We start from the raw sequence: 22,920 nt of genomic DNA, 5'->3' as shown, positions 1-22,920 counted from the left end.
ACACACCCGGTTTCCCGGACATGGGCCGGCGCATGCCTCGTGTGGGCCTGTGAGCCCGGTCACCGGGGCCGCTCGGCCTGCGTCGATGCCGCTCAGGCACGTGCTCGGGCCTCCTGCAGGGAAGGTCGATCCAGCACTGCTCACGCGCAGGAGGGTCACGATGCCGCCCGGCTTCTCGCCAGGTGGACATTCGTCCGCGTGGCGAGACGTTTTCCTGTTCTTCGTGCTTTCCGGCGGAAATGTGATCGCCTGCGGGGCTAAACTCCAGCGCCATGTCCGTACGCGAGATCCCGCTCCTCGGAGACGTCTCCGAAGGGGTCGTACGGGTGGGGGCGACGGTACGGCGGCCGATGCGTGCCACGTCGCCGTCGGTCCACGCGCTGCTGCGGCACCTGGAGGACGCCGGGTTCGACCGGGCGCCGCGGGTTCTCGGCACAGACGAGCGGGGCAGGGCCATCCTCACGTACGTCGAGGGCATGGTGCCGACGCATCCCCTGCCGGCGTACGCGGTGAGCGACGAGGCGCTGACCGCCCTTGCCCGGCTGCTGCGGCGCTTCCACGACGCGGCGGCCTCGTTCGTCCCGCCTCCCGGCGCCGTCTGGGAGAACGGCTCGGCGCCGGAGGGCCCCGCCGAGCTCGTGGGCCACTGCGACGTCACTCCGGCCAATGTCGTCTTCCGGAAGACAGGGCGGGATCTCCTGCCGTACGCGCTGATCGACTTCGACATGGCCAGGCCGACGACGCGGCTGTTCGATGTGGTCACCACGTTGCGGCACTGGGCCCCGCTGGCCGATCCCCTTGACCGCGACCCTGCGCAGCGCTCACTGGACGCGGCGGCCCGCGTGCGGGCGTTCTGCGACGCGTACGGCCTGCCGCTGCGTGACCGGCTCCGGCTGGTGGAGACGGCCAGGACGCGGTTCGGCCGCTCCTACGCGCTGATGCGCGACCGGGCCAGGACGCTCGGCGGCGGCTGGGCGCGCATGTGGGACGACGGCGCGGGCGGACGGATCAGGCGCGCCGCAGTCTGGCTCGACGCCAACGAGGACGCGATCCACAGTCGCCTCATCGGCTACGAGCCCATCTCATGACAAAGGGGCACGTACGGCAGAATGCCTGCGTGACCCGGATCCTGGACGGTGCCACGGCGGCGGGGCTGCTCGCCGGGGCCGTGATCGACGCGGCGGTGGGAGATCCCAGACGCGGCCATCCCGTCGCGGTGTTCGGCAGCCGGGCCGCCGCCCTCGAAAAGCGCATATATCGCGATTCGCGGTTAGCGGGCGTGGCCTACACCACCATCTGCGTCGGCGCGGCGACGGCGGCGGGGCTGCTCGCCGAGCGGGTGACCCGGTCGAGCCCGATCGCCCGCGCCGCGGTCACCGCCGCCGCCACATGGGCGGTGCTCGGCGGCACGACGCTGGGCAGGGAGGGCATGCTGATGGCCCGTTCGCTGGAGGAGGGCGATCTGGCCGCCGCCCGCGCCCGCCTGCCGCACCTGTGCGGACGCGACCCGTCCGGGCTGGACGCCGCGGAGCTGGCGCGGGGCACGGTCGAGTCCATCGCGGAGAACACCTCGGACGCCGTCGTGGCCCCGCTCGTGTGGGGCGCGATCTTCGGCGTGCCCGGCCTGCTCGGCTATCGCGCGGTGAACACGCTCGACGCGATGGTGGGCCACCGGTCGCCGCGCTACGCGAGGTTCGGCTGGGCCTCGGCCCGGCTGGACGACGTGGCCAACTATGTGCCGGCCCGGCTGACGGCCCTGCTCACGGCGGGCCTGGCCGGTCTGGCGGGCGGCTCTCCCCGCCGCGCGGCCGCCGTGTGGATCAGGGACGGGCACCGCCACCCCAGCCCCAACTCCGGACGCTGCGAGGCGGCCTTCGCCGGCGCCCTCGGCGTACGGCTCGGCGGGGCCAACGACTACGGCGGCAGGGTCGAGCACCGCCCGGAGCTGGGCGACGGCCCTCGCCCGGCCGTCGCCGACATCCCCAGGTCCGTACGGCTCGCGCGTGCGGTGTCGTACGCCTCGGTGGGCCTGGCCGTCGCCACACGCCTGGCGGTCGCCGCACGCCTGGCCCGTGGTCCAGCACTCCTGCTCCAAGGACGGGCGCGCCTGGCCCGGGGGTCGGCACGCCTGCTCCAAAGACGGGCACGCTGGACGGATCGGCGATGAGCGCGCTCATCCTGTTGCTGGTGGTCGCGGTCGTCTTCAGTTTCGCGGTCGCCGTGATCCTGGTCGTCGTCCTGGCCGCGCGCGCGTCACGGCGGCCCGCGCCACCACCACGCGACCGGAGTGATCCGTCCCAGGATCGGTAGGTTCGGCAGCATGGGCCAAGAAAACGCAGAGAACCGGGTCCTGCTGGTCTTCGACGGTGACTGCGCCTTCTGCCAGGCGTGTGTGGACGCCGGGCACCGGTTCCTGCCGTACATGCCCTTGGTGCGGGCGTGGCAGGGCCTCGACCTCCAGGCGGCGGGCCTGTCGCGCGACGAGGCCGAGACGTCCGTGCGGCTCCTCGGGCCGGGCGGGCTGCGCGCCCACGGCGCGCGTGCCGTGGCGCTGCTCCTCGCCCTGCAGCCGCACGCGGCCTGGCGCGCGGCCGGCCGGGTGCTGCTGACGCCGCCGGTGAGCTGGCTGGCGGAGGCGGGCTACCGGCTGGTGTCGCGCTACCGCCACCTGCTGCCCGGCTCCGCCGACTGCGGCACGCCGTGATGTGTCTTGATCGCGCTTTGCCGAAGGTGCGAACGAACACGATCGGCAAGTGTCCGGAAGCGGGCATACCCCGCGCCTGACGGGAGCGCCACCATTGCGGCATGACAGCAGTGGTGGAGACCGAAGGGCTGACGAAGTTCTACGGTGCGAGACGAGGTCTCGAAGACCTCACCCTCGAAATCCGGCCGGGCGAGGTCTTCGGCTATCTGGGCCCCAACGGCGCGGGCAAGACGACGACGATCCGGCTGCTTCTCGACGTGATCCGGCCGACGTCCGGCCGGGCGACCGTCTTCGGCGCGGACACGCGTGATCCGCGCGTACGCGCCCGGATCGGCTACCTCCCGGGCGAGCTGGCCCTGGAGGGCAGGGAGCGGGCCCGCGACTACCTGCAGTTCCTCGCCGACGTGCGCGGAGGGGTGAGCCGCGGCAGGATCGACGACCTGGCCGAGCGGCTCGACGCCGACCTGTCCGCCAGGATGGGGGAGCTGTCGAAGGGCAACAAGCAGAAGGTCGGGCTCATCCAGGCGTTCATGCACGAGCCCGACCTGCTCATCCTGGACGAGCCGACGGGCGGGCTCGACCCGCTGGTGCAGCAGGAGTTCCTGGCCATGGTCAGGGAGGCGCGCACGGCCGGTCGCACGATCCTCATGTCGTCGCATGTGCTCGCCGAGGTGGAGCACGTGGCCGACCGGGTGGGCATCGTGCGGGCGGGCCGCCTCGTCGCGGTGGAGGACATCGCCGCGCTGCGCGAGCGGGCCGTACGCCACGTGGAGCTCCACTTCGACGCGCCGGTCCCGGCAGAGTCGTTCCAGGGCCTCCCGGGCGTACGCGACGTGGTCGTGCAGGGGGCGAGCCTGCGCTGCACGATCGACGGCAGGCCCGACGCGCTGATCAAGGCGGCGGCCCGCTACACCGTGGTCCACATGGTCAGCGCGGAGCCGGACCTGGAGGAGATCTTCCTGACCTACTACAGCGAGGAGGAGGGCCGTCATGCCCACGCTGGTGCGTAAGAGCCTGGGGGAGTATCGCCGTGCCCTCATCGGGTGGACGGTCGGGCTGTGCGCGTTCCTCACGATGTACATCTCGATCTACGCGGGCTTCATGGACGACCCCGAGGCGTTCAGCGCGCAGGCCGTCGCCAAATATCCGGGCGCGTTCCGAGACCTGATGGGCGGCATGTCCGACATCGCGACCGGGCGCGGCTATCTGCAGGCGGTCGCCTACCAGCTCCTCGGCCCACTGCTGTTCACCATGTGCGCCGCGATCCTCGGCAACCGGGCCATCGCCGGCCCCGAGGAGAACAAGACGCTGGAGCTCACGCTGACGCTGCCGATCGACCGCAGGCGGCTGCTCCTGGAGCGCTGGGCCGCGCTGGCGCTCGGCCTGCTCATCGTGGCGCTCGTGACGCTGGCCGTCGCCACCGTGGCCGCGTCCGCCGCCGACATGAACGTGCCGTTCGGCAAGATCCTCGCCGCCCACACCGGGCTGTTCCTGCTCGTGCTGTTCTTCGGGACGCTGACGCTGTGCGTGGGCGCGGCGTCCGGGCGCAGGCAGGTGGCGCTCGCCGTGACCGGCGTGTGGGGCGTCGCCGGATACATCGTGGAGACGATGGGCCGGAACGTCGACGCGATCTCCTGGCTGCGCTGGATCTCGCCCAGCCACTATTACCTCGACGGCAGGCCGCTCTATGAGGGCTGGCCGTACGGTGACTACCTTGTGCTGCTGGGTGCGACGGCCGTGCTCCTCATGACGGCGCTGCTCGCCTTCGAACGGCGTGACGTAGGAGTCTGATGGACAGCGTTCTCGCTCGCGTGAGCGAGGCGACCGGAGTGCCCGCCGACTTACTCGGCGGGTTCCTGTCGGTTCTGGCCGCGTCGGCCGCCACCGGCAGGCTGCCCGCCCGCGCCGACATGGACGCCCTGCGCGAGTGCGGCGCCCTCGCCGCCGAACGCGGCATCCCGCTGCGGGTGCTCGCCGACGCCTGCCTGCACGCCGCCGAGATCACCGCCGGCGGGGCCTTCGGCGCCGTACGCCGCGGGATGGCCGCCTACATCGAGGGATACGAGGAGGCCCAGCGCGCCGCGCTCCGGCAGGAGGAGGAGGCCCGCCGCCTGTTCGTCGACGATCTGCTGCAGGGCAGAGCGGACGCCGAACGGGCCGAGCACTTCGGCCTGCGGCTCGCCGGGGCGTACGTCGTGACCGTGGCCAGGCCCGGCACCCCGATGGCGGCGGGCGACCCGCTGGCCGGGAGGATCGAGCAGGCGCTGGTGGCGAGGTTCGGCTCGCACAACATCCTGGTCGCCGTCCGCGACGGCCTGCTGGTGTGCGTGGCCCCGGGCGCGCTGACCGCCGCGAGCGGCGAGTTCACCCACCACGTACGCTCCGCGCTCACGGACTGGCGGGTGGGGGTGGGCCGCCCCCACAAGGGTCCCGGCGGGATCGTCACGTCCTATCGGGAAGCGGTCAACGCGATCGACCTCGGCGGGCGGCTCGGCCTGCGGGCCCAGGTGCTCAAGGCCGCAGACCTGCTGGTCTTCCCGGTGCTGCTGCGGGACAGGGACGCGATCGTGGACCTCGTCTCGACGGTGCTCGGGCCGCTGACCTCCGCCCGCGGCGGCCCCGAGCCGCTGCTGGAGACGCTGGAGGCGATCTTCGCCTCGCAGGGCAACCACACGGCGGCGGCGCGCAGGCTCGGCGTCAGCACCCGGGCGATCACCTACCGGCTGGAGCGGATCAGGAGGCTGACCGGCTTCTCGCCGAGCGATCCCACCCAGCGGTTCACGCTGGAGACGGCCGTGCTCGGGGCCCGCCTCCTGGAGTGGCCGGCCCACCCGCTCACCTGATCCGTACGGGGACCCCGCCACTTTCACCGTACAGGCGGCAGGGGGGCTTGCGGCAAGACCCCGGTCACGGCGGACAATCGGGGGCCGTGAGCCGGGCAGGCCCGCGACCCGCCACGCCACGCTGCGAGCCGGGCAGGCCCGCGACCCGCCACGCTGCGAGCCGGGCAGTTCACCGACCCGCCACACCGCGACCCGCCACACAGTGAGCCACACCATGACCAGGGGGTACATATGCGCGTGCTGCTGTCCACGATCGGGACGCGGGGCGACGTCCAGCCGATGGCGGCGCTGGCCGTGGCGCTGCGGGAGCTCGGGCTGGGGGCGGGCGCCGGTGGACGAGGCGGCCGGCAACCGCGCGCTGTGGGCCGAGGACGCGCGGCGCTGGAACGAGACGGTCGGCGCCGCGCTCAACGCCCACCGGGCCGCGGCCGGCCTGGCCCCCGTGGCGGACACCCGAGGGCACATGTTCACCGACCGGCCCTGGCCGGCCGCCGATCCCGCGCTGGGGCCCTGGCCCGGGCCCGACGCGTCGTGCAGACGGGTGCCTGGATCCTGCCGGACCCGCGTCCGCTGCCGCCGGACCTGGAGAAGTTCCTCGACGACGGCGAGCCGCCCGTCTGCGTCGGATTCGGCAGCGTCCGCGCTCCCCGGGACGTCGCGCGGGCGACGATCGGCGCGGCCCGCGCGCTCGGCCGCCGGGTGATCGTGCTGCGCGGCTGGGCCGGGCTGTCCCCGGCGGACGACGGCCCCGACTGCCTGATGATCGACGAGGCCGATCAGCGGGCACTGTTTCCCCGGGTCGCCGCCGTCGTCCACCACGGCGGCGCGGGCACCACGACCGCCGCGGCGCTGGCCGGGACGCCCCAGGTCGTCGTGCCGCAGCTCTACGACCAGCACTACTGGGCGCGGCGGGCCGCCGATCTCGGGATCTGGATCGCCCACCCGCCCGCCGCGCCGACCGCCGGGTCGCTGGCCGAGGCCCTCGGCCAGGCTCTCCACCCCGGCGTGGCGGCCCGCGCCGCGTCCCTCGCGGGCGAGATGCGCACCGACGGCGCCGTGGTGGCCGCGCAGCGCCTGATCGACCACATGGCCGCCTGAGGACGGCTCACCGGCAGGTCAGGGGATGAGCAGCAGCTTGCCGGTCGTCCGCCTGCCTTCCAGGTCGTCGTGGGCGCGCCGGGCCTCGGCGAGCGGGTAACGCTGCGAGATGTGCACCTTCACGGCGCCGGAGGCGACCCAGCCGAGCACGTCGTTCGCCCGCGACAGCAGCTCCTCGCGGGTGGCCGTGTAATGCGCCAGCGTGGGCCGGGTGAGGAACAGCGAGCCGCCCGCGTTGAGCCGCTGCGGGTCGAACGGCGGGACGGGACCGCTGGCCGCGCCGTACAGCGCCATCATGCCGCGCGGCCGCAGCGACGCGAGCGACCCGTCGAACGTGGCGGCGCCGACCCCGTCATAGACGACGTGCACCCCGGCGCCGTCGGTGATCTCCTTGACGGCCTCGGAGAAGCCCTCGTAGCCGACGACCTCGTCGGCCCCCGCCTGCCGGGCCAGCTTCTCCTTCTCGGCGCTGGAGACCGTGCCGATCACGCGGGCGCCGCGGAGCTTGGCCATCTGGACGAGCAGCAGGCCCATGCCCCCGGCCGCCGCGTGCACGAGCACGTCGTCGCCCGACCTGATCGCGTACGTGGAGTGGGTCAGGTAGTGGGCGGTCAGCCCCTGGAGCAGCACCGCCGCCGCCAGATCGGGCGACAGCCCGTCGGGCAGCCGGACCACCTTCTCCGCCGGGATGATCGCCTTGCTCGCGTACGCGCCGACCGCGGCGGCGGAGCCGACCCGGTCGCCGGGCACGATGTCGGTCACGCCGGGCCCGACGGCCGTGACGGTCCCGGCCGTCTCCGAGCCCGGGATCAGCGGAAGCGGCAGCGGATAGCGGCCCTCGCGGTGATAGACGTCGATGAAGTTGACGCCCGTCGCCGCGACGTCGACCAGCACCTCCCCGGGACCGGGAACGGGGTCGGGCCGTTCGGCGTACTCCAGCACGGAGGAATCACCGTAAGCGGGGACGACGATGGCATGCATGCGCGACTCCTGGTGTTCTTGGGCTCGGTTCCTCTCGTCCCCAACCGGCCGCGCCGCATCCGTTGTTCCCGGCGGAGAAGGGTTGTTCAGAAGCCCGTGAGGGTGATCTTGCCGATCGCGGTGCCCGATTCGACGATCCGGTGGGCCTCACGCAGGTTGGCGGCGTTGACCGGGCCGAGGTCGCGGGTGGCGGTGGTGGTGAGGACACCGGAGTCCACGAGCCGGGCGACCCGGTCGAGGATGCGGTGCTGGTTCACCTGATGCGGCGTCTTGAACAGCGAGTGGGTGAACATGAGCTCCCAGTGGAACGCGATGCTCTTCGGCTTGAGCACACCGATCTCGAGGGAGTCGTGGTCGTCGATCGCGACGATCGCGCCGAAGGGCACGAGCGCCTCGGCGTAGGCCGTGAGGTTGCGGTCGGTGCCGATCGTGCTGAAGACGTAGTCCACGCCGCCGGGCGCGACCTCGGCGAGCTGCTTCGCCAGCGGTGCCCGGTGGTCCACGATGTGGTGGGCGCCCATCCGGCGGGCGAACTCCACGGTCTCGGGCCGGGAGGCCGTGCCGATCACGGTGAGCCCGGTCAGGGCGCGGGCGAGCTGGACGGCGATGGAACCGACGCCGCCCGCGGCCGCGGTGATCAGCAGCGTTCCGGTCTGGTCGAGCGCGTCGCCGCGCAGGCCCAGCCGCTCGAACAGGCCCTCCCACGCCGTGAGCGAGGTCAGCGGCAGCGCGGCGGCCTCGGTGAAGGACAACGTGGCGGGCTTGCGGCCGACGATGCGCTCGTCCACCGCGTGGAAGCGGGAGTTCGCGCCGGGCCGGTCGAGCGCGCCGGCGTAGTAGACCTCGTCGCCGACCTCGAACAGCTCCACCTCGTCGCCCACGGCGACCACGGTGCCCGCGGCGTCCCAGCCGAGCACCCTGGGCTCGCCGCCCGGGTCGCTGTTGCGCCTGACCTTGTAGTCCACCGGGTTCACAGCGACGGCCTCCACCCGCACCAGCAGGTCGCGCGGCCCGGGTCGCGGCACCGGCAGCTCCACGTCGAGGAGGCTTTCCGGGTCGTCGATGGGCAGGCTGCGCCGGTAGGCGACGGCGGGCATGGTCCCGTTCAGGTTCTCGGTCATGTCTGTCCCTTGCGCGTTCGTCACGGGTCACGCGCCGAAGCCGGTCGTACGGCTCGGCGGCACGACCTGCACGGTAGCCACCGGTGCGTGGTTACCCGCAAGGGACACGAGTATCCATCGGGAACCATCCAGGTAAGGGGGATACTCGGGGCCGGTTACGCGGGGCCGGCTACGCGGGGCCGGTTACTCCCGGCCGACTGCTCCGGGCCGGCTGCTCCGGGCCGGCTACTCGGGGCCGGTTACCCAGGGTCGGTTACGCGGGGCCGGGGAAGCGGTCGATGTTGCGCTCCACCCACGTCCGCAGGTGGGCGAGCGGGACGTTGGCGTCGCGGCCGAGCGGCGTGAGGCTGTATTCCACGCGCAGCGGCACCTCGGGATACACGTCGCGGTGGACGAGGCCGTGGTCCTCCAGGCGGCGCAGGGTCTGGGTGAGCACCTTGGGGCTGACGCCCTGGAGCCGGGCACGCAGCGCGCCGAAACGCTGCGGCCCGTCCTCCAGCGCGCCCAGGGCCAGCGCGCTCCACTTGTTGGCCAGCAGGTCGAGCATGTTGCGGCACGGGCAGGCCGCCGAGTAGACGTCCTTGGGATCGTCGCAGGTGTTCATGACGTGCATGTTGCGACGATACCCAAAGGGAACTTAGGTCCGCGAAGTTACCAGGCTCACGGCGTTCACTGGCGGGAGACCAGCCGTCGCAGCAGCGGCAGGTCGATGCTCTCCAGTGTCGGCACCGCCGTCACCCCGTCCGCCCCGCTCAGGCCGCTCGTCGTACCGGGCGGGCCGACCACGATGACGGCGCAGCCGGCGGACCGGGCCGAGGCGACGCCGGTCGGGCTGTCCTCGACCGCCACGCACGCGGCCGGGTCGAAGCCGAGCCGCGCGGCGGCGGCCAGGTAGGGATCGGGCGCGGGCTTGTTCCTGGGGCTGTCCCCTGCGGCCACCGACAGCCGGAAGTGGTGACCGCCGACGGTTTCGAGCACCAGGTCCACGACCGGCCGGGGAGACGCGCTGACCAGCCCCGCCGGGATCCCCGCCGCGCGCAGGGTCTCCAGCAGCGCGACCGCGCCGGGAAGCGTGGTCACGCCGTTCTTCAGCCGGCCGGTGAACGCGTCCGTCAGCATGGTCTCCACGGCCGCCGCCCCCGGACCTCCGGTGATGTGCACGGCGGCGTCCTCGACCGACAGGCCGAACAACGCCTCACGGTCGGCCTCCCCGAGAGGGGAGTCCAGGCCGTCCGCCACCTCCACGCAGGCGTCCCACCACAGGTCCTCGGTGTCCACCAGCGTGCCGTCCATGTCGAACAGGACCGCCGCAGGGCACGCCCTAGACGACATCGGGTTCGGGGACCGCCGCCGCGGCTCCTCCGGTCTCCGAACGGGCCGACACGAGCACGGGCCGCTCGACCAGCCCGATCCGTACGGCGGTGCCGGGCGCGAAGCGCGCCGAGTCGTGGCCGGGGACATCGGCCAGCACCTCGGTGCCGTCGCCCAGGCGGATCCGCAGGCGGGCGGTGGAGCCGCGGAACGACGACACCATGACGATCCCGTCGCCCTCGGCGTCCGGAGTGACCAGCACGGCCTCGGGCCGCACCAGCACGTCCGCCTGCGCCGCGTCCGGAGCCTGGCCCTCCACGGGCAGCGTCTGCCCGAGCACGGTGACCCGGTCGCCCGACACCAGGCCGGGCAGGTGGTTCATCGCGCCGACGAACTCGGCGACGAACGCGGTCGCCGGCCGGTCGTACAGGGTGGCGGGGTCGGCGACCTGCTCCAGGCGGCCGTCGCGCAGCACGGCGACCCGGTCGGCCATCGACAGCGCCTCCTCCTGGTCGTGCGTCACGAAGATCGTCGTGATGCCGAGGGAGAGCTGCAGGCGGCGGATCTCCTCGCGCAGCGTGACGCGCACCTTGGCGTCGAGCGCCGACAGCGGCTCGTCCAGCAGCAGCACCCTGGGCTCCAGGGCGAGCGCGCGGGCCAGCGCCACGCGCTGCTGCTGACCGCCGGACAACTGGTGGGGATAGCGGTCGCCGACGGACGGCAGGCCGACCAGTTCGAGCAGCTCCTGCGCGCGGGCGTGCCGCTTGGCGGCGGGCACCTTGCGCACCCGCATGCCGAAGCTCACGTTGTCGCGGGCGTTGAGGTTGGGGAAAAGGCTGTAGGACTGGAAGACCATGCCGGCGTCGCGCCGGTTGGCCGGCACGCGCGTGATGTCGGCGCCGTCCACCAGCACCTCGCCCTCGTCGGGCTGCTCGAAGCCGGCGAGGCAGCGCAGCGCGGTGGTCTTGCCGCACCCCGACGGGCCGAGCAGCGCGATCAGCTCGCCGGGCTCCACCGTGAGATCGAGCCCGTCCAGCGCGACCGTGCTGCCGAACCGCCGCCGCAGGCCGCGGAACTCGACCCGGGCGCCGTTCATGATCCACTCCTTTGCCTCGCACCGGCGGACGACAGGGCGAGCAGCAGCAGCCAGGTGATCAGCAGGCTGAACACCGAGACGGCCACCGACACCTGCGCCTGAGAGCCGGAGATCCGGTAGATCCAGTTGGGGAAGGTCTCGAAGCTGAGCAGCCGGGCGATCGTGAACTCGCCGAGCACCAGCGCCAGCGTGAGGAACGACGCGCTCGCCATCGCCGACCGCATGTTGGGGATGATCACCCGCAGCAGCACGTGGGGCCACGACGCCCCGAGGTTCCTGGCCGCCTCCGACAGCGTGCGCACGTCGATCGCGCCCAGGCCCGCGTCGAGCGAGCGGTAGGCGAACGGCAGCGCCAGCACGACGTAGGCGAGCACCAGCACCACCGGGAAATCGGGGTTCTGCACCGCGATGATCGTCTGATAGAGGGGCGTGGTCGCCAGATAGTCGGGCCCCCACCGCAGCACGGTGCTGATCCCGGCCACGAACGTGATCGGGGGCACCACCAGCGGCAGCGTGCAGACCACTTCGAGCACCGGGCGCAGCCGCGGCGCGCCGAGCCGTACGGCCACCGCGGCGGGCAGCGTCAGCAGCAGCACGAGCACGATCGTGGCGACCCCGAGCCCGAGCGACAGCAGGAGGCTGCCGCCGAAGCCCTCGGCCGAGAAGATCTGGCCGTACGCGTCGAGCGAGAAGCCCTGGTCGGGCTCCTTCACCGTGAAGACGAACGACGCGATCAGCGGGACGAGGAAATAGACGGCGGCGAGCACGAGGACCACCCCGCGCCACACCCGCGGACGCCGCGGCCGGCCGCCGCGCGCGGGCGCCGTTCCGGCGGCGGCCTGCGTGGTCACCTGAGGGGTCACCTGCGGAGTCAGCGAAGCCATCGGGCGCTCCTTCGCTGCAGCGGGAGATAGACGGCCATGACCAGGCCCGCGACCACGATCATGTCGAGGCTGAGGGCCAGCGCGACGTTCTCGTGGCCGATCAGCACGTTGCCGGTGAGCGCGTCGGCGATCTTCAGCGTGACCAGCGGGACGGTGGACCCGACCATGGCCTGCGCCGTGGCGTAGGCCGAGAACGCGCCGCCGAACAGCAGCACGACCCCGCCGAGCAGCGAGGGGGTCAGCACCGGAATCCCGACGTACCGCCAGAACTGCCAGGTGCTCGCGCCGTTGTTCTGCGCGGCCTCACGCCACTGCGGGCGCAGCCCGTCGAGCGCGGGCACGACCGTGAGGACCTGCAGGGGGATGGAGAAGTACAGGTAGACCAGGGCGAGACCCCAGAAGTTGTACAGGCTCCATCCGTGCTCGCCGAGGCCGAGCGTGGTGGTGACGACGCCCGAGTTGCCGAGCGTGGCGATCCAGGCGAAGGCCAGCGGCACGCCGCCGAAGTTGGCCAGCACGCCGGAGGCGGTCAGCACCGCCTCGCGCAGCGCGCGGAACCTGGAGGTCACCACGGCCTGGGCGAGGAAGGTGCCGAGCACCCCGCCCAGCACCGCCACCAGCGCCGAGAGCTTGACGCTGCCGAACAGGGCGGTCAGATACGCGCCCTGGAGCGACTCGGTGAGGTTGGCGGTGCTGAACGTGCCCTCCTTGGTGAACGTGCCACCAAGGAGGACCAGCATCGGCACGCCGAAGACGATGACGACGAAGACCAGCAGCGGCGCGGCCGCCCACCGGCTCTTCGATCTCGTACGGCTGTCGCGCACGATCTCAGCCCGAGACCGCCGCGCCCCACCCGCTCGCCAGGACTTCCTTGGCCTTGTTGACCTGGTCCGGAGTGGGGAAGGAGGGGGTGCCCTCGACCTTGGGGAGCTGGTCGACCATGGCGGCGTCCGCGCTGCCGTCCTGCTGCATGGAGGGCAGCAGCACCGGGCGGGCGTAGCCCTTCAGCCACAGGTTCTGGCCCTCGGTGCTGTAGAGGAACTCCTGCCAGAGGCGGGCGGCGGCGGGGTGCGGCGCCCACTTGTTGATCGCCTGGGCGTAGAAGTTGGCGTACTGGCCGTCGCTGGGGATGGCGATCTGCCAGTCGACGCCCTTGGAGGAGAACTCCTTGGCGTAGCTGGCCTGCAGGTAGTCCCAGTCGAGGGTGATCGGGGTCTCGCCCTTCTCCACCGTGGCGGGGGTGGCCTCGACCGGGTTGAAGTTGCCGTTCTCCTTGAGCTTCTTGAAGAAGTCGATGCCCGGCTGGATGTCGTCGAACGAGCCCTGGTTGGCGAGCGAGGCGGCGTAGACGCCGGCGAAGGCGGCGCCGGCCTTGGTCGGGTCGCCGTTCAGCGCGACCATGCCCTTGTATTCGGGCTTGAGCAGGTCGGCGAAGGTCTGGGGGCAGGTCTTGACCCGCTTGGCGTCGCAGCCGATGGAGATGTAGCCGCCGTAGTCGTAGTACCAGGCGCCGCTCGCGTCCTTCTGGCCGTCGGGGATCTTGTCCCAGCTCTGCACCTTGTAGGGGGCGAACAGGCCCTCCTGGGCGCCGCTGAGCGCGAAGGCGCTGCCGAGGTCGAGCACGTCGGGGGCGCGGTCCTGGCCCTTCAGGGTCTTGACCGCGTTGATCTCGTCCTGGCTGGAGCCGTCGGGGTTGTCATTGGTGATCTTGATGCCGTACTTGGCCTCGAACGCCTTGATGACCTCGCCGTAGTTGGCCCAGTCGGGCGGCAGCGCGATGGTGTTGAGCTTGCCTTCCTTCTTGGCGGCCTCCACCAGCTTGTCCATCCCGCCGAAGTCCTGGACGGAGGTCGCGGAGGCGGCCTTGGAATCACCCGACCCCGAGCCGCCGCCGGCGGTCGTGGGGGCGGCGCCGCATGCCGCGATCACTGAGGTGGTTATCGTGAGCGCGGCAACAAGGCCGACGGTACGTGTGGACAACGGTCCCTCCCACTGTGGTGCGTGGATCGAACTTAGGCGAACTTGTACAAACAAGCCAGACCTAGTAAGTCGCATATCGATGTCAGTCGCGTGAACGGAAGGGCTCATCACGATGGCGCGCTATGAACAGATCGCAGGTGACCTGCGGGACGCCATCGTCAGAGGGGACTACGCGATAGGTGCCCAGCTTCCCTCCGAGGCTGAGCTGGCCATACGTTACTCGGCGGCGCGCGGCACCGTCCGCCAGGCCGTCGCCCTGCTGGCCGCCGAGGGGCTGGTGGGGTCGCGGCAGGGCGCGCGGCGCATCGTGCTCGGCAGCGAGCGCAGCCAGAGCTTCGCCGAGCTGCACAGTTTCGCCCAGTGGGCCCGGTCGATGGGCTACCGCGCCAGCGGCAGCGTGCTGTCCGCCCGCCGCCGTCCGTGCTCGCCCTCCGAGGCCGTACGGCTGTCGCTGGAGCTGGGGGAGGAGGTGCTCGACGTGCTGCGGCTGCGGCGGCTCGACGGCGAGCCGGTGCTGGTCGAGCGCACCGTCTACGCCGGCTGGATCGCTCCCGCCGTCGAGCGGCTCGACCCCGAGTGCGAGTCGGTGACCCAGGAGCTCTACGAGTCGGTCGGCCTCGTCTTCGCGTACGGCGAGCACCTGATCGACGCGGTGGCGGCCGGCAGCGAGGACGCCCGGCTGCTCGAGGTGCGGCGGGGCAGCCCCCTGCTGCGCCAGCGCCGCGTCACCACCACCCAGGAGGGCAGGCCGGTCGAGTGCTCCGACGACCGCTACCGCGCCGGCAGCGTGACCTTCAGCATTCGCAACTCGACCGCCGCCAACCCCCTCGTCCGCCGCGCCGGCGACTGATCCCGGCCGTCCTCGGAGCAGGCGCCGGTCGCCGCCGTGCGGCGTCGAGTTCAGGGCCTCCTCTGCTCAACGGGTGGCGCCGGCCACCCGGAAACGGACGTGCTGCCCGGGACGGGCCTGCGCCGCCCGGTCGACGTGGTGATCGCGGACCACCGCGATGACCGGATAGCCGCCGGTCACGGGGTGATCCGCGAGGAAGAGCGTCGGCTGTCCCGACGGCGGCACCTGCAGCGCGCCGGGCACCATGCCCTCGCTCGGCAGCTCGCCGTCGCGCGCGCGTTCGAGGCGCGGCCCGCGCAGCCGCATGCCCACCCGGTCGCTGTGCGGGGTCACCTCGTACGGCTCGGCGCACAGGGCCGCCAGCGCTCCGGGGGTGAACCAGTCGTGGCGTGGCCCCGGGATCACGTCGAGCACGAGGACGCCCGCCTCCGGCTCGGGCACCGGGGCGAAGTCGGTCACGGGGAACGCCGCGGGCGCCGGCCCGACGGGGAGCACCGATCCGGGCGCCGGGCGTTCCGGGCCGAGCCCGGAGAGCAGGTCGGTGGACCGCGACCCCAGCACCTCGGGCACGTCTATCCCGCCGCGGACCGCCAGGTAGGTCCGCAGCCCCCGGGGCGGCACGCCGAGCCGCAGCGTGGCCCCGTCGGGCAGGCGCTCGACCGACGCGTGCCCGGCGCCGCGCGTGCGTCCGTCGGGCAGGGTGACGGTGGCGGGGCACGGGGCGCCGGTGAGCGTCACGAGCAGGTCGCCGACGGCGCGGACCTTCAGCCCGCCCAGGGTGATCTCCAGGCAGGCGGCGTTCTCGGGATTGGCCAGCAGGCGGTTGGCCAGCCGCAGCGCGCTCCGGTCGGCCGCGCCGGAGCGCCCGACGCCGAGATGGCTGTGCCGGCGCCGCCCGAGGTCCTGCACCGTGGTGAGGGGACCGGGGGCCAGCACCACCAGCGCCCGCCGAGGCCCGCTCACCGCCTGCTCGCTCATGACCCTCCGCTCATCGCCGACCCGCTCACGGCCGTACCGCTCACCGCCGACCCGCCCGCCGTTTTCCCGCTCACCTCCGGCGTGCTCATGACGCCTCGCTCACGGCTACGCCTCCGCGAACCGCACCCGGACCCCCGGGCGCAGCAGGGCGGGCGGGTCGGCGGCGATGTCCCACACCACGGTCTCGGTGCGCCCGATGAGCTGCCAGCCGCCCGGCGACTCGCGCGGGTAGACCCCGCTGAACTCCCCGGCGAGCGCTACGGCGCCGGTCGGCACGCGTACGCGCGACTCCGGCCGCCGGGGCACGGCCAGCCGGGGATCGCCGCCGATCAGATAGCCGAAGCCGGGGGCGAAACCGCAGAAGGCGACCGTCCACGCCGTCCCGGTGTGCGCCGCCACGACCTCGCGTTCGGTGAGCCCGGTCAGCCGGGCCACGTCCGCGAGGTCGTCGCCGTCGTACACCACCGGGATCACCACCTCCTCGGTCGTCGCCAGGCGGCCCGCGGCCGGCCGTACGGACAGGACGGCGGACTCCACCTCGGAGTGACGTGCCGGCGGCTCGAACCGGACGAGCAGCGTACGCGCCGCGGGGACGAGGTCGACTATCCCCCGAGGAGGGTCGGCCGCGAGGGCATCGTAGAGGGCGACGACCTCCTCAAGGCGGTCGAGCTCGACCAGGACCGCGTGCTCGCCACAGCGGTGCAGCCGTGCGTTCACGCCCGCTCCTCCGCGAACGACGCCTTCGTGTCCATGAGCGGCTGCTCTTCCAACGGCTGCCCCGCGAACGGCACCAGGCCGATGCCGTTCGCCTTGAGCGCGTCACGAACCTCGATCGCCATGGCGACGGCGCCGGGGCTGTCGCCGTGCACGCAGATCGAGTCGGCCGTGATGGTGAGCGGCGTCCCGTCGACGGCCTCGATCGGCTCGCCCCTGGCCATGCGTACGCTGCGCGCGGCGACCTGGGCGGGGTCGTGCAGGACGGCGCCGGGCACGCCGCGCGGCACCAGCCTGCCCTCGCGGGTGTAGGCGCGGTCGGCGAAGCATTCGGCGACCGTGGTGAGGCCTGCCCTGGACGCCTGGCGCAGCCACGCCGAGCCGGGCAGGCCGAGCACCGGCAGGCCGGGGTCGTAGGCCCGCACGGCCGCGACGACCGCGGCGGCCTGCGCCTCGTGGTGCACGATCGCGTTGTAGAGCGCGCCGTGCGGCTTGACGTACCTGACCCTGGTGCCCGCCACCCGCGCGAAGGCGTCCAGCGCGCCGATCTGGTAGATGACGTCGTCGGCGAGCTCGACGGGCGGCACGTCGATGAAGCGCCGCCCGAAGCCCGCCAGGTCGCGATAGCCGACCTGGGCACCGATCACCACGCCGCGCGCGGCCGCGGTCTCGCAGGTGCGCCGCATGATGACCGGGTCTCCCGCGTGGAACCCGCAGGCGACGTTGGCGCTCGTGACGATCGACAACAGCGCGTCGTCGTCGCCGAGGGTCCACCGGCCGAAGCCCTCGCCCAGATCGGAGTTGAGGTCGATGCGCATGGTCGGGTATGACACGTCAGCTCCAGAGCGCGCTGATCCCGCTGAGGGAGTTCCAGCCGAGATAGATGGTCAGCGCCCAGGCGAGCACACCGATCCCGAGCAGCCAGACAGGGTAGCGGTATCCGCCCATGAGATCACGACGGCGTGCGGCGACCCAGAGGATCACGGCCAGGCCGACGGGCAGGATGAGGCCGTTGAGCGCTCCGGCGAGGATCAGCAGGTTGGCCGGAGCCTTGCCGAGGAGCAGGAAGACCGCCGTCGAGACCACGATGAAGGCCACCGTGATCCACGAGCGGTAGCGGTCCGTACGGGGCGAGAAGCTGGCGAGGAACGACACCGACGTGTACGAGGCGCCGATGACCGAGGTGATGGCCGCGGCCCACAGGACGACGCCGAACAGCCGCAGGCCCACCTCGCCCGCCGCGCTCGCGAAGATGTCGGCGGCCGGGTTGGTGGAGCCGGCGGCGAGCTTGAAGCCTCCGGCCACCACGCCGAGCGAGGCGAGGAAGAGGATCACGCGCATGACACCGGTGACGAGGATGCCGGTGATCGAGCCGCGGGAGATCTGACCGGCGTTGCGCGGTCCGGTCACGCCCGCGTCGATCAGCCGGTGCGCCCCCGCGTAGGTGATGTAGCCCCCGACCGTGCCGCCGATCAGCGTCGTGACGGCGAGGAAGTCGACCTTGTCCGGCAGCACCGTCTGCCGCAGGGCCTCGCCCACCGGCGGGTCCGAGACGACCGCCACGTACAGCGTCAGCGCCACCATCACGACGCCGAGGACGACGACGATCCGGTCGACGGCCACGCCGGCCTTCTTGCTGAGGAAGATGGCGACGGCGATCAGGGCGGACACCGTGCCGCCGATCTTGACGTCGATCCCCGCGAGGGCGTTCAGGCCGAGCGCCGCGCCGCCGACGTTGCCGATGTTGAACACCAGGCCGCCGAACGCCACGAGGGCGGCCAGGAAGTATCCCGAACCGGGCAGCACCCGGTTGCCTAGCGTCTGGGCGCGCATGCCGGAGACGCCGATCACCCGCCACACGTTCAGCTGGACGGCGATGTCGACGAGGATCGACGCGACGATAACGAACGCGAACGCCGCCCCGAGCTGCGCCGTGAACGTCGTCGTCTGGGTGATGAAGCCGGGGCCGATGGCGCTCGTGGCCATGAGGAACATCGCGCCGAGCAGCGCCGAGCGCCGTCCTCCGCTCGTGGTGCCCGCGGGCGAGGTCGTCTGGGTGCCGGGGGGTGGGTTCATACGGAAACTCCTTTGCTTCACCTCCCCTGGAAATTAGAGGATTGTTCAACGATTCATCAAGACTCTTGTAGGTTACTTCTGTGCCACAACTCCGTGTGATCATGCGAAATCCATTGGTGATCACCGAATCCGGCGGGCCTGCCGCGGCCTAAGCTGGGACTGATCCGGCGGTCGAAAAGGGGTTGCGGTGATGACGGCTATGGCGGACTGGGCGGCACGGTTGAGCGCGGCTCGGCCGGTGCTCGATAGGGCCAGTGCCGCGGAGCTGGTCGCCGACGTCCTGCGGGAGAACGTCATCGACGGCTCCCTGCCGCCGGGCACCCGCCTGTCGGAGGAGACGATCGGCAACCTCCTCGGCGTCTCCCGCAACACGCTCAGAGAGGCGTTCCGGCTGCTGTCGCACGAGAACCTGCTGGTGCACGAGCTGCACCGCGGGGTCTTCGTCCGCAAGCTCGCCGCGGCCGACGTGGCCGACATCTACGCCATGCGCCGCATCCTCGAAACGGCGGGCGTACGGGCGTCCGTCACGGCCCCGCGAGAGGCCGTGGAGGAGGTGCGGCGCCACGTCGAGAAGGGGCAGGCGGCGGCGGAGGTCGGCGACTGGGCGGCCGTCGGCACCGCCAACATGCGGTTCCACCGCGCGATCACCGCGCTGCTGGCCAGTCCCCGCGTGGACGAGACCATGGCGCGCCTGCTCGCCGAGCTTCGGCTGGCCTTCCACGTGATGGGCGAGCTCAGGACCTTCCACGAGCCCTACCTGGGAGACAACGCGCGAATCGCCACGCTGCTGATCGAGGGCGATCCAGAACGGGCCGAACGGGAGCTGCTCGCGTACTTCGACACCGCGGAGGCCCAGCTCCTGGCCGCGTACGCGGATCACGCGGGCTGAGCCACGGAGCCGGTCCGGCCCGCCCGCGGCGTCCCCGGCGGGGCGTGGCAAGGGCGCGGGCGGGCCGGCCGGCCGGTCAGCCGGCGAGAGCGGGGGCGGAAGCGGGGACGGCGGTGCGGTCGCGCAGCGCGGCCCCGGCGATCACCTGCCGATAGAGGCGCTCATATCCCTCTGCCATCACCGAGACGTCGAAGTGCCGCTCGACGTGGGCGCGGCAGGCGCGGGGATCCAGGTCGCCGGCCCGCTCGACCGCGTCCGGCAGCTCGTCCGGCGAGGTGCGCACGAAACCGGTGACGCCGTCCACCACGACCTCGGGGGCAGCGCCGCGGCGCAGGGTGACCACCGGCGTGCCGCACGCCATCGCCTCGATCATCACCAGCCCGAACGGCTCCTCCCACTGGATGGGGAACAGCAGGCAGCGGGCCCGCGACAGCAGGTCGCGCTTGCGGGCGGCGTCGGCCTCGCCCACGTATTCGGCGTCCGCGCCCAGACGGGGACGGACGAACCTGGAGAAGTAGTCGTGCTCGGACGGCTCGGTCAGCTTGCCCGCGAGGAGGATCCTGCGCCCGGCCGCGCGGGCGGCGTCGATGGCCAGGTGGGCGCCCTTGTCCGGGCTGAACCTGCCCAGCCACAGGAGCCAGTCTTCCTTGTCCGCCCGGTAGGGGAAGCTCGCGGCGTCAACGGCGTTGTGCACCACACCGGCCCAGTTCAGGTCGGAGGCCGACCCGCGCTGGGAGCCGGAGATGGCGGCCAGCGAGACCGTGCCGCCCAGCCTGCGGTAGAACTCGCCCAGGTCGTCGTCGATCGCGCCGTGCACGGTCACCAGCGTCGGGGCCGTACGGGAGGCCGCGGTGAGCGGGCCGGCCAGGGAGTGGTCGTGGACGATGTCGACGTCGAGGGAGGCCAGCGTGGCCGCGGCGGCCGCCGCGTGCACCACCTCGGGCAGCGGCTCTCCGATGCGCGACGAGGGGGCCTCGGGATAGGTGGCGACGTAGTCCGCCGGGGTGTCGGCGCGTCCCGCGCCGATGAGCGTCACCGTGTGACCACGGCGCACGAGGGCGGTGGTCAGATCGGACACCATGGCCTCGATGCCGCCGTACGCCCGGGGCGGCAGTTCGTACCAGGGCGGGGCGACCATCGCGATCCGCAGGCCACCGGAGCGGGACCGGGCGGGGTGAAGATCGCTCACTGAACGCATGACGAGTACACCTCCGATACGCATCCACGGTCTTCGGCGTAGGAATCACCGCCGCCGCGTACGCGTCGTAGTGCTCGGTCCCAGCGCCCGCGCCGGCGACGTCACTACTGTTAGCACTCTCCTGACCTGAGTGCCAAACAGGCCCTTCCTGTCCCGGGCGGAGACCGGTGGCGGGTTCGACTGAGTCGGTGAGGGTGAAATTCCCCAGGAGTGACGCGGTGCTGCCCGACAGCGGGAAGCAGCGGAACTATCGGTTCCCGAGGTGTTCCCCGCAGCAGCGCTCCACGCTGGCGCAGAGATCGCTCCATGATCGGTTCGAACCGGACAACTCTCTCAGGGAACCCAGGGAGACCGCCTTTTCCAGCACCCCGGGTGCATCCGACTCCCGGTAGCGGCGGGACGGGGTTCCGATCTCGTTCATGAGGACCTTCTTCGGGTCATGTATTTTCCCCGTGTCTCGTCCCAGGTATTTGCTCGGCACCTCCCAGGAGGACACGAACGCCTTCAACGCTTTCGGGAACAGGAACATCCACGCTTCCGTCTCCCACGCGGCCAGCCCGTAATGAGCCGAATTCATCTCCCTGTCGAGGGCGTCCTGCACCCGGTCGCGGATCCGGACGTACTCTTCGCCGTCGACGGCGTCGAGATCCTCATGGACGAAAAAGCAGGCGAGTTCGGCCTTCTCCCTGGCGGCCCGCGCGCGGCCAGTCTGGCGAGTTTGTTCACTCGATCGGTGAGTCTCTGACCGGTGGCCTGCCGTAAACGGACAGGCTCGTTGATCTCCACGAGCCTCCCTTTCATCTGCGGGCACAGGGCTTCCAACACGATGCGGAGGCAGCGCCGGTCGTTGCTGTCCTCGCCGGCGAGAACCACGACGGGCTTCTTCGTGGCACGCACACGAGTGCCGCCTCGCGGGGTCACAGATCGCCTCCCAGGGCGCCCGAGAACCACAGTTCGCCGAGAGGAAGCCCTTCGCTTCGCGTGACGATGTCACGGATCTGCTTATGGGAGATAGCGGGTATCGCGGAAGATCCGTCGTCTCGGCGTTCGCAGACGACCAGCTCGTCCGGGTGCAGCCTGTCGGCAAGGGCAGGGGAGTGCGTGGCGATGAGGAACTGCGTCCGTAGGCTGGCTTCGCGGAGCCGCTCCACGAGAAGTTCCAGAGCTTGGGGATGCAAGCCGTGATCGATCTCCTCGATGCACGTCAGGGCCGGGGGGCTGGGGTCGTAAAGCAGGGAAAGGAGACCGAGGAGGCGGATCGTTCCGTACGATGCGTCGGCGAGCTGCGTCCGTCTGCGAAGTCCTCGCTCGTGGAGGATGACGATGACCTCGCGCGCGGGACCAGAGGGAAATTCGAAATCAATTCCGGTGAGCTGTGGAAGCACCTCGATCGCGTCGGCCTCCAGCCTCTGGAACGCCTCCTCGTCACGGCTTCGCAGCGTCAGAAGAAACGCGGCCATGTTGGCGGCGTCGTCCTCCAAAGCATCCATCCCGTGTGGAAAGCGACTCGGCATGCGGGCGGATCCGACGTTCACATCGAAGACCCGGAAGGACGCGAGCCGCTGCGCCACCGTCGCCACCTCGGTCCCTCCCTCGTCATCTGTGAGCCGTGGAAGCGTGGAGAGGCCGCTGCTCAGCCGCTGGATTCCGATGGAGTGCGCAGGGGACTCGGCCCGGTCTTTACCGATTTGAACGACATTGACCTTCTGGCCGGAGATCGTGATTCGGCGGCCGCGTCCCTGCGTCCGTTTGAATTGGAATGTCTCCCGCCGGGAGAGGGATCTGCCGCTGCGCTGCTCGATCCGTAGTGAGTACTCGTCGGGTGCGTTCGGGCTGCTGTGAGTCGTCCAGTTCGCCTTCAGTTTGATCTGGATGGAGGTCGGTGGCTTGTCCCCACCCCAGAAGGCGACCTCGTCGAACCCGCCGCGAAGGTCGAGTGCCGGCTGCAGGTCGGTCCGGATCACGTCCGCGAGAAATCGGAACACTTCGAGGATATTGGTTTTTCCTGCGCCGTTCGCGCCGACGAGCACATTGAGCGGCCCCAGGGGAAGCGCCACTTTTCGCAGGCTGCGGAAGTTCTCCACCTCGAGCTCGATCAGCCGCTTCTCCATCAAGGAACGTTTTTCATCCGCCGGGCGGCTAAGCCGGTCACAGCATGATCGCGATGCTCGGGTTTTCCTCATGATGTGGCGAAGCT

At 71.6% G+C, this 22,920-nt stretch carries 25 protein-coding genes; 10 read left to right on the top strand and 15 right to left on the bottom strand.

What is annotated here, in order from left to right; all coding sequences use genetic code 11:
• Positions 1–272: 272 nt before the first annotated feature.
• The 8 genes from OHB01_RS00555 to OHB01_RS00520 all read left to right on the top strand — a co-directional run bounded on the left by OHB01_RS00555 (position 273) and on the right by OHB01_RS00520 (position 6,645).
• Entirely contained in the window at positions 273–1,088 is an 816-nt protein-coding gene (locus OHB01_RS00555) for an aminoglycoside phosphotransferase family protein (RefSeq protein WP_328854778.1), read from the top strand.
• Between the two features lie 29 nt (positions 1,089–1,117).
• On the top strand, positions 1,118–2,167 hold the full coding sequence (locus OHB01_RS00550) for a cobalamin biosynthesis protein (protein WP_419197563.1): 1,050 nt from the start codon (positions 1,118–1,120) through the stop codon (positions 2,165–2,167).
• On the top strand, positions 2,164–2,310 hold the full coding sequence (locus OHB01_RS00545) for a hypothetical protein (protein WP_187280663.1): 147 nt from the start codon (positions 2,164–2,166) through the stop codon (positions 2,308–2,310). The genes OHB01_RS00550 and OHB01_RS00545 overlap by 4 nt, the downstream gene beginning before the upstream one ends.
• 10 nt (positions 2,311–2,320) lie before the next feature.
• Positions 2,321–2,704 (top strand): thiol-disulfide oxidoreductase DCC family protein, encoded by a 384-nt coding sequence (locus tag OHB01_RS00540; RefSeq protein ID WP_147943685.1) that lies wholly within the window; start codon positions 2,321–2,323, stop codon positions 2,702–2,704.
• Between the two features lie 101 nt (positions 2,705–2,805).
• Positions 2,806–3,714 carry an ABC transporter ATP-binding protein gene (locus tag OHB01_RS00535; protein WP_142650089.1) on the top strand — a complete coding sequence of 303 codons (909 nt, stop codon included), beginning with the start codon at positions 2,806–2,808 and terminating at the stop codon, positions 3,712–3,714.
• A complete protein-coding gene (locus OHB01_RS00530) occupies positions 3,695–4,495 on the top strand; it encodes an ABC transporter permease subunit (protein ID WP_328854777.1) in 801 nt (266 codons plus the stop codon). Before OHB01_RS00535 ends, OHB01_RS00530 begins: the two co-directional genes overlap by 20 nt.
• Positions 4,495–5,547, top strand: a complete 1,053-nt coding sequence (locus tag OHB01_RS00525; RefSeq protein ID WP_328854776.1) for a PucR family transcriptional regulator — start codon at positions 4,495–4,497, stop codon at positions 5,545–5,547. The genes OHB01_RS00530 and OHB01_RS00525 overlap by 1 nt, the downstream gene beginning before the upstream one ends.
• 531 nt (positions 5,548–6,078) lie before the next feature.
• Positions 6,079–6,645, top strand: a complete 567-nt coding sequence (locus OHB01_RS00520) for a glycosyltransferase (RefSeq protein ID WP_147943682.1) — start codon at positions 6,079–6,081, stop codon at positions 6,643–6,645.
• Between the two features lie 18 nt (positions 6,646–6,663).
• Here the strand turns inward: OHB01_RS00520 and OHB01_RS00515 are convergent, their stop codons facing one another.
• The 8 genes from OHB01_RS00515 to OHB01_RS00480 form a co-directional block, all read right to left on the bottom strand.
• Positions 6,664–7,626, bottom strand: coding sequence for a quinone oxidoreductase family protein (locus OHB01_RS00515; protein ID WP_142650092.1), 963 nt, complete (start codon positions 7,624–7,626; stop codon positions 6,664–6,666).
• Between the two features lie 86 nt (positions 7,627–7,712).
• On the bottom strand, positions 7,713–8,747 hold the full coding sequence (locus OHB01_RS00510) for a zinc-binding alcohol dehydrogenase family protein (protein WP_142650093.1): 1,035 nt from the start codon (positions 8,745–8,747) through the stop codon (positions 7,713–7,715).
• Positions 8,748–9,000: 253 nt separating this feature from the next.
• Positions 9,001–9,360, bottom strand: coding sequence for a winged helix-turn-helix transcriptional regulator (locus tag OHB01_RS00505; RefSeq protein WP_142650094.1), 360 nt, complete (start codon positions 9,358–9,360; stop codon positions 9,001–9,003).
• Between the two features lie 56 nt (positions 9,361–9,416).
• A complete protein-coding gene (locus OHB01_RS00500; protein WP_142650095.1) occupies positions 9,417–10,079 on the bottom strand; it encodes an HAD family hydrolase in 663 nt (220 codons plus the stop codon).
• The gene (locus tag OHB01_RS00495; RefSeq protein ID WP_142650096.1) at positions 10,069–11,154 is read right to left on the bottom strand and encodes an ABC transporter ATP-binding protein; all 1,086 of its coding nucleotides are present in this window, start codon (positions 11,152–11,154) and stop codon (positions 10,069–10,071) included. Before OHB01_RS00495 ends, OHB01_RS00500 begins: the two co-directional genes overlap by 11 nt.
• Positions 11,151–12,038 (bottom strand): ABC transporter permease, encoded by an 888-nt coding sequence (locus OHB01_RS00490; RefSeq protein ID WP_142650097.1) that lies wholly within the window; start codon positions 12,036–12,038, stop codon positions 11,151–11,153. The genes OHB01_RS00495 and OHB01_RS00490 overlap by 4 nt, the downstream gene beginning before the upstream one ends.
• Complete coding sequence (locus OHB01_RS00485; RefSeq protein ID WP_260617405.1) at positions 12,026–12,862, bottom strand: ABC transporter permease; 837 nt, start codon at positions 12,860–12,862, stop codon at positions 12,026–12,028. Before OHB01_RS00485 ends, OHB01_RS00490 begins: the two co-directional genes overlap by 13 nt.
• Before the next feature lie 4 nt (positions 12,863–12,866).
• Positions 12,867–13,967: an ABC transporter substrate-binding protein gene (locus OHB01_RS00480; RefSeq protein WP_328709438.1), complete on the bottom strand. Its 1,101-nt coding sequence runs from the start codon at positions 13,965–13,967 to the stop codon at positions 12,867–12,869.
• A gap of 163 nt (positions 13,968–14,130) precedes the next feature.
• Between OHB01_RS00480 and OHB01_RS00475 the strand changes: the two genes are divergently transcribed.
• Entirely contained in the window at positions 14,131–14,868 is a 738-nt protein-coding gene (locus OHB01_RS00475; protein ID WP_328854775.1) for a GntR family transcriptional regulator, read from the top strand.
• A 66-nt stretch (positions 14,869–14,934) separates the two neighbouring features.
• Here OHB01_RS00475 and OHB01_RS00470 read toward each other — a convergent pair whose 3' ends face one another.
• The 4 genes from OHB01_RS00470 to OHB01_RS00455 all read right to left on the bottom strand — a co-directional run bounded on the left by OHB01_RS00470 (position 14,935) and on the right by OHB01_RS00455 (position 18,636).
• Positions 14,935–15,846: a biotin-dependent carboxyltransferase family protein gene (locus OHB01_RS00470; RefSeq protein ID WP_328854774.1), complete on the bottom strand. Its 912-nt coding sequence runs from the start codon at positions 15,844–15,846 to the stop codon at positions 14,935–14,937.
• Positions 15,847–15,951: 105 nt separating this feature from the next.
• Positions 15,952–16,563, bottom strand: coding sequence for a 5-oxoprolinase subunit B family protein (locus OHB01_RS00465; RefSeq protein WP_142650101.1), 612 nt, complete (start codon positions 16,561–16,563; stop codon positions 15,952–15,954).
• Positions 16,560–17,378, bottom strand: coding sequence for a LamB/YcsF family protein (locus OHB01_RS00460; protein WP_147943688.1), 819 nt, complete (start codon positions 17,376–17,378; stop codon positions 16,560–16,562). Before OHB01_RS00460 ends, OHB01_RS00465 begins: the two co-directional genes overlap by 4 nt.
• Before the next feature lie 16 nt (positions 17,379–17,394).
• On the bottom strand, positions 17,395–18,636 hold the full coding sequence (locus OHB01_RS00455) for an NRAMP family divalent metal transporter (RefSeq protein WP_142650102.1): 1,242 nt from the start codon (positions 18,634–18,636) through the stop codon (positions 17,395–17,397).
• Positions 18,637–18,826: 190 nt separating this feature from the next.
• Here OHB01_RS00455 and OHB01_RS00450 point away from each other — a divergent pair, with 190 nt between their 5' ends.
• Positions 18,827–19,525, top strand: a complete 699-nt coding sequence (locus tag OHB01_RS00450) for a GntR family transcriptional regulator (protein ID WP_142650103.1) — start codon at positions 18,827–18,829, stop codon at positions 19,523–19,525.
• Positions 19,526–19,601: 76 nt separating this feature from the next.
• Here the strand turns inward: OHB01_RS00450 and OHB01_RS00445 are convergent, their stop codons facing one another.
• The 3 genes from OHB01_RS00445 to OHB01_RS00435 all read right to left on the bottom strand — a co-directional run bounded on the left by OHB01_RS00445 (position 19,602) and on the right by OHB01_RS00435 (position 22,834).
• Positions 19,602–20,723 (bottom strand): glycosyltransferase family 4 protein, encoded by a 1,122-nt coding sequence (locus tag OHB01_RS00445; RefSeq protein ID WP_142650104.1) that lies wholly within the window; start codon positions 20,721–20,723, stop codon positions 19,602–19,604.
• A gap of 247 nt (positions 20,724–20,970) precedes the next feature.
• Complete coding sequence (locus OHB01_RS00440; protein WP_142650105.1) at positions 20,971–21,534, bottom strand: hypothetical protein; 564 nt, start codon at positions 21,532–21,534, stop codon at positions 20,971–20,973.
• A gap of 106 nt (positions 21,535–21,640) precedes the next feature.
• Positions 21,641–22,834 carry an AAA family ATPase gene (locus OHB01_RS00435; protein ID WP_142650106.1) on the bottom strand — a complete coding sequence of 398 codons (1,194 nt, stop codon included), beginning with the start codon at positions 22,832–22,834 and terminating at the stop codon, positions 21,641–21,643.
• Positions 22,835–22,920 lie beyond the last annotated feature (86 nt).

Source organism: Microbispora hainanensis (assembly GCF_036186745.1).
Lineage (GTDB): Bacteria > Actinomycetota > Actinomycetes > Streptosporangiales > Streptosporangiaceae > Microbispora.
The sequence above is the reverse complement of the archived record's forward strand: the minus strand, read 5'-3'. Positions and strand labels throughout refer to the sequence as shown.

Excerpts from the sequence above, each read along its gene's own strand:
- OHB01_RS00555 (WP_328854778.1), top strand. The coding sequence starts at position 273 with ATGTCCGTACGCGAGATCCCGCTCCTCGGAGACGTCTCCGAAGGGGTC.
- OHB01_RS00545 (WP_187280663.1), top strand. The coding sequence starts at position 2,164 with ATGAGCGCGCTCATCCTGTTGCTGGTGGTCGCGGTCGTCTTCAGTTTC.
- OHB01_RS00540 (WP_147943685.1), top strand. The coding sequence starts at position 2,321 with ATGGGCCAAGAAAACGCAGAGAACCGGGTCCTGCTGGTCTTCGACGGT.
- OHB01_RS00535 (WP_142650089.1), top strand. The coding sequence starts at position 2,806 with ATGACAGCAGTGGTGGAGACCGAAGGGCTGACGAAGTTCTACGGTGCG.
- OHB01_RS00530 (WP_328854777.1), top strand. The coding sequence starts at position 3,695 with ATGCCCACGCTGGTGCGTAAGAGCCTGGGGGAGTATCGCCGTGCCCTC.
- OHB01_RS00525 (WP_328854776.1), top strand. The coding sequence starts at position 4,495 with ATGGACAGCGTTCTCGCTCGCGTGAGCGAGGCGACCGGAGTGCCCGCC.
- OHB01_RS00515 (WP_142650092.1), bottom strand. The coding sequence starts at position 7,626 with ATGCATGCCATCGTCGTCCCCGCTTACGGTGATTCCTCCGTGCTGGAG.
- OHB01_RS00510 (WP_142650093.1), bottom strand. The coding sequence starts at position 8,747 with ATGACCGAGAACCTGAACGGGACCATGCCCGCCGTCGCCTACCGGCGC.
- OHB01_RS00505 (WP_142650094.1), bottom strand. The coding sequence starts at position 9,360 with ATGCACGTCATGAACACCTGCGACGATCCCAAGGACGTCTACTCGGCG.
- OHB01_RS00500 (WP_142650095.1), bottom strand. The coding sequence starts at position 10,079 with ATGTCGTCTAGGGCGTGCCCTGCGGCGGTCCTGTTCGACATGGACGGC.
- OHB01_RS00495 (WP_142650096.1), bottom strand. The coding sequence starts at position 11,154 with ATGAACGGCGCCCGGGTCGAGTTCCGCGGCCTGCGGCGGCGGTTCGGC.
- OHB01_RS00490 (WP_142650097.1), bottom strand. The coding sequence starts at position 12,038 with ATGGCTTCGCTGACTCCGCAGGTGACCCCTCAGGTGACCACGCAGGCC.
- OHB01_RS00475 (WP_328854775.1), top strand. The coding sequence starts at position 14,131 with ATGGCGCGCTATGAACAGATCGCAGGTGACCTGCGGGACGCCATCGTC.
- OHB01_RS00470 (WP_328854774.1), bottom strand. The coding sequence starts at position 15,846 with ATGAGCGAGCAGGCGGTGAGCGGGCCTCGGCGGGCGCTGGTGGTGCTG.
- OHB01_RS00460 (WP_147943688.1), bottom strand. The coding sequence starts at position 17,378 with ATGCGCATCGACCTCAACTCCGATCTGGGCGAGGGCTTCGGCCGGTGG.
- OHB01_RS00455 (WP_142650102.1), bottom strand. The coding sequence starts at position 18,636 with ATGAACCCACCCCCCGGCACCCAGACGACCTCGCCCGCGGGCACCACG.
- OHB01_RS00450 (WP_142650103.1), top strand. The coding sequence starts at position 18,827 with ATGACGGCTATGGCGGACTGGGCGGCACGGTTGAGCGCGGCTCGGCCG.
- OHB01_RS00445 (WP_142650104.1), bottom strand. The coding sequence starts at position 20,723 with ATGCGTTCAGTGAGCGATCTTCACCCCGCCCGGTCCCGCTCCGGTGGC.
- OHB01_RS00435 (WP_142650106.1), bottom strand. The coding sequence starts at position 22,834 with ATGGAGAAGCGGCTGATCGAGCTCGAGGTGGAGAACTTCCGCAGCCTG.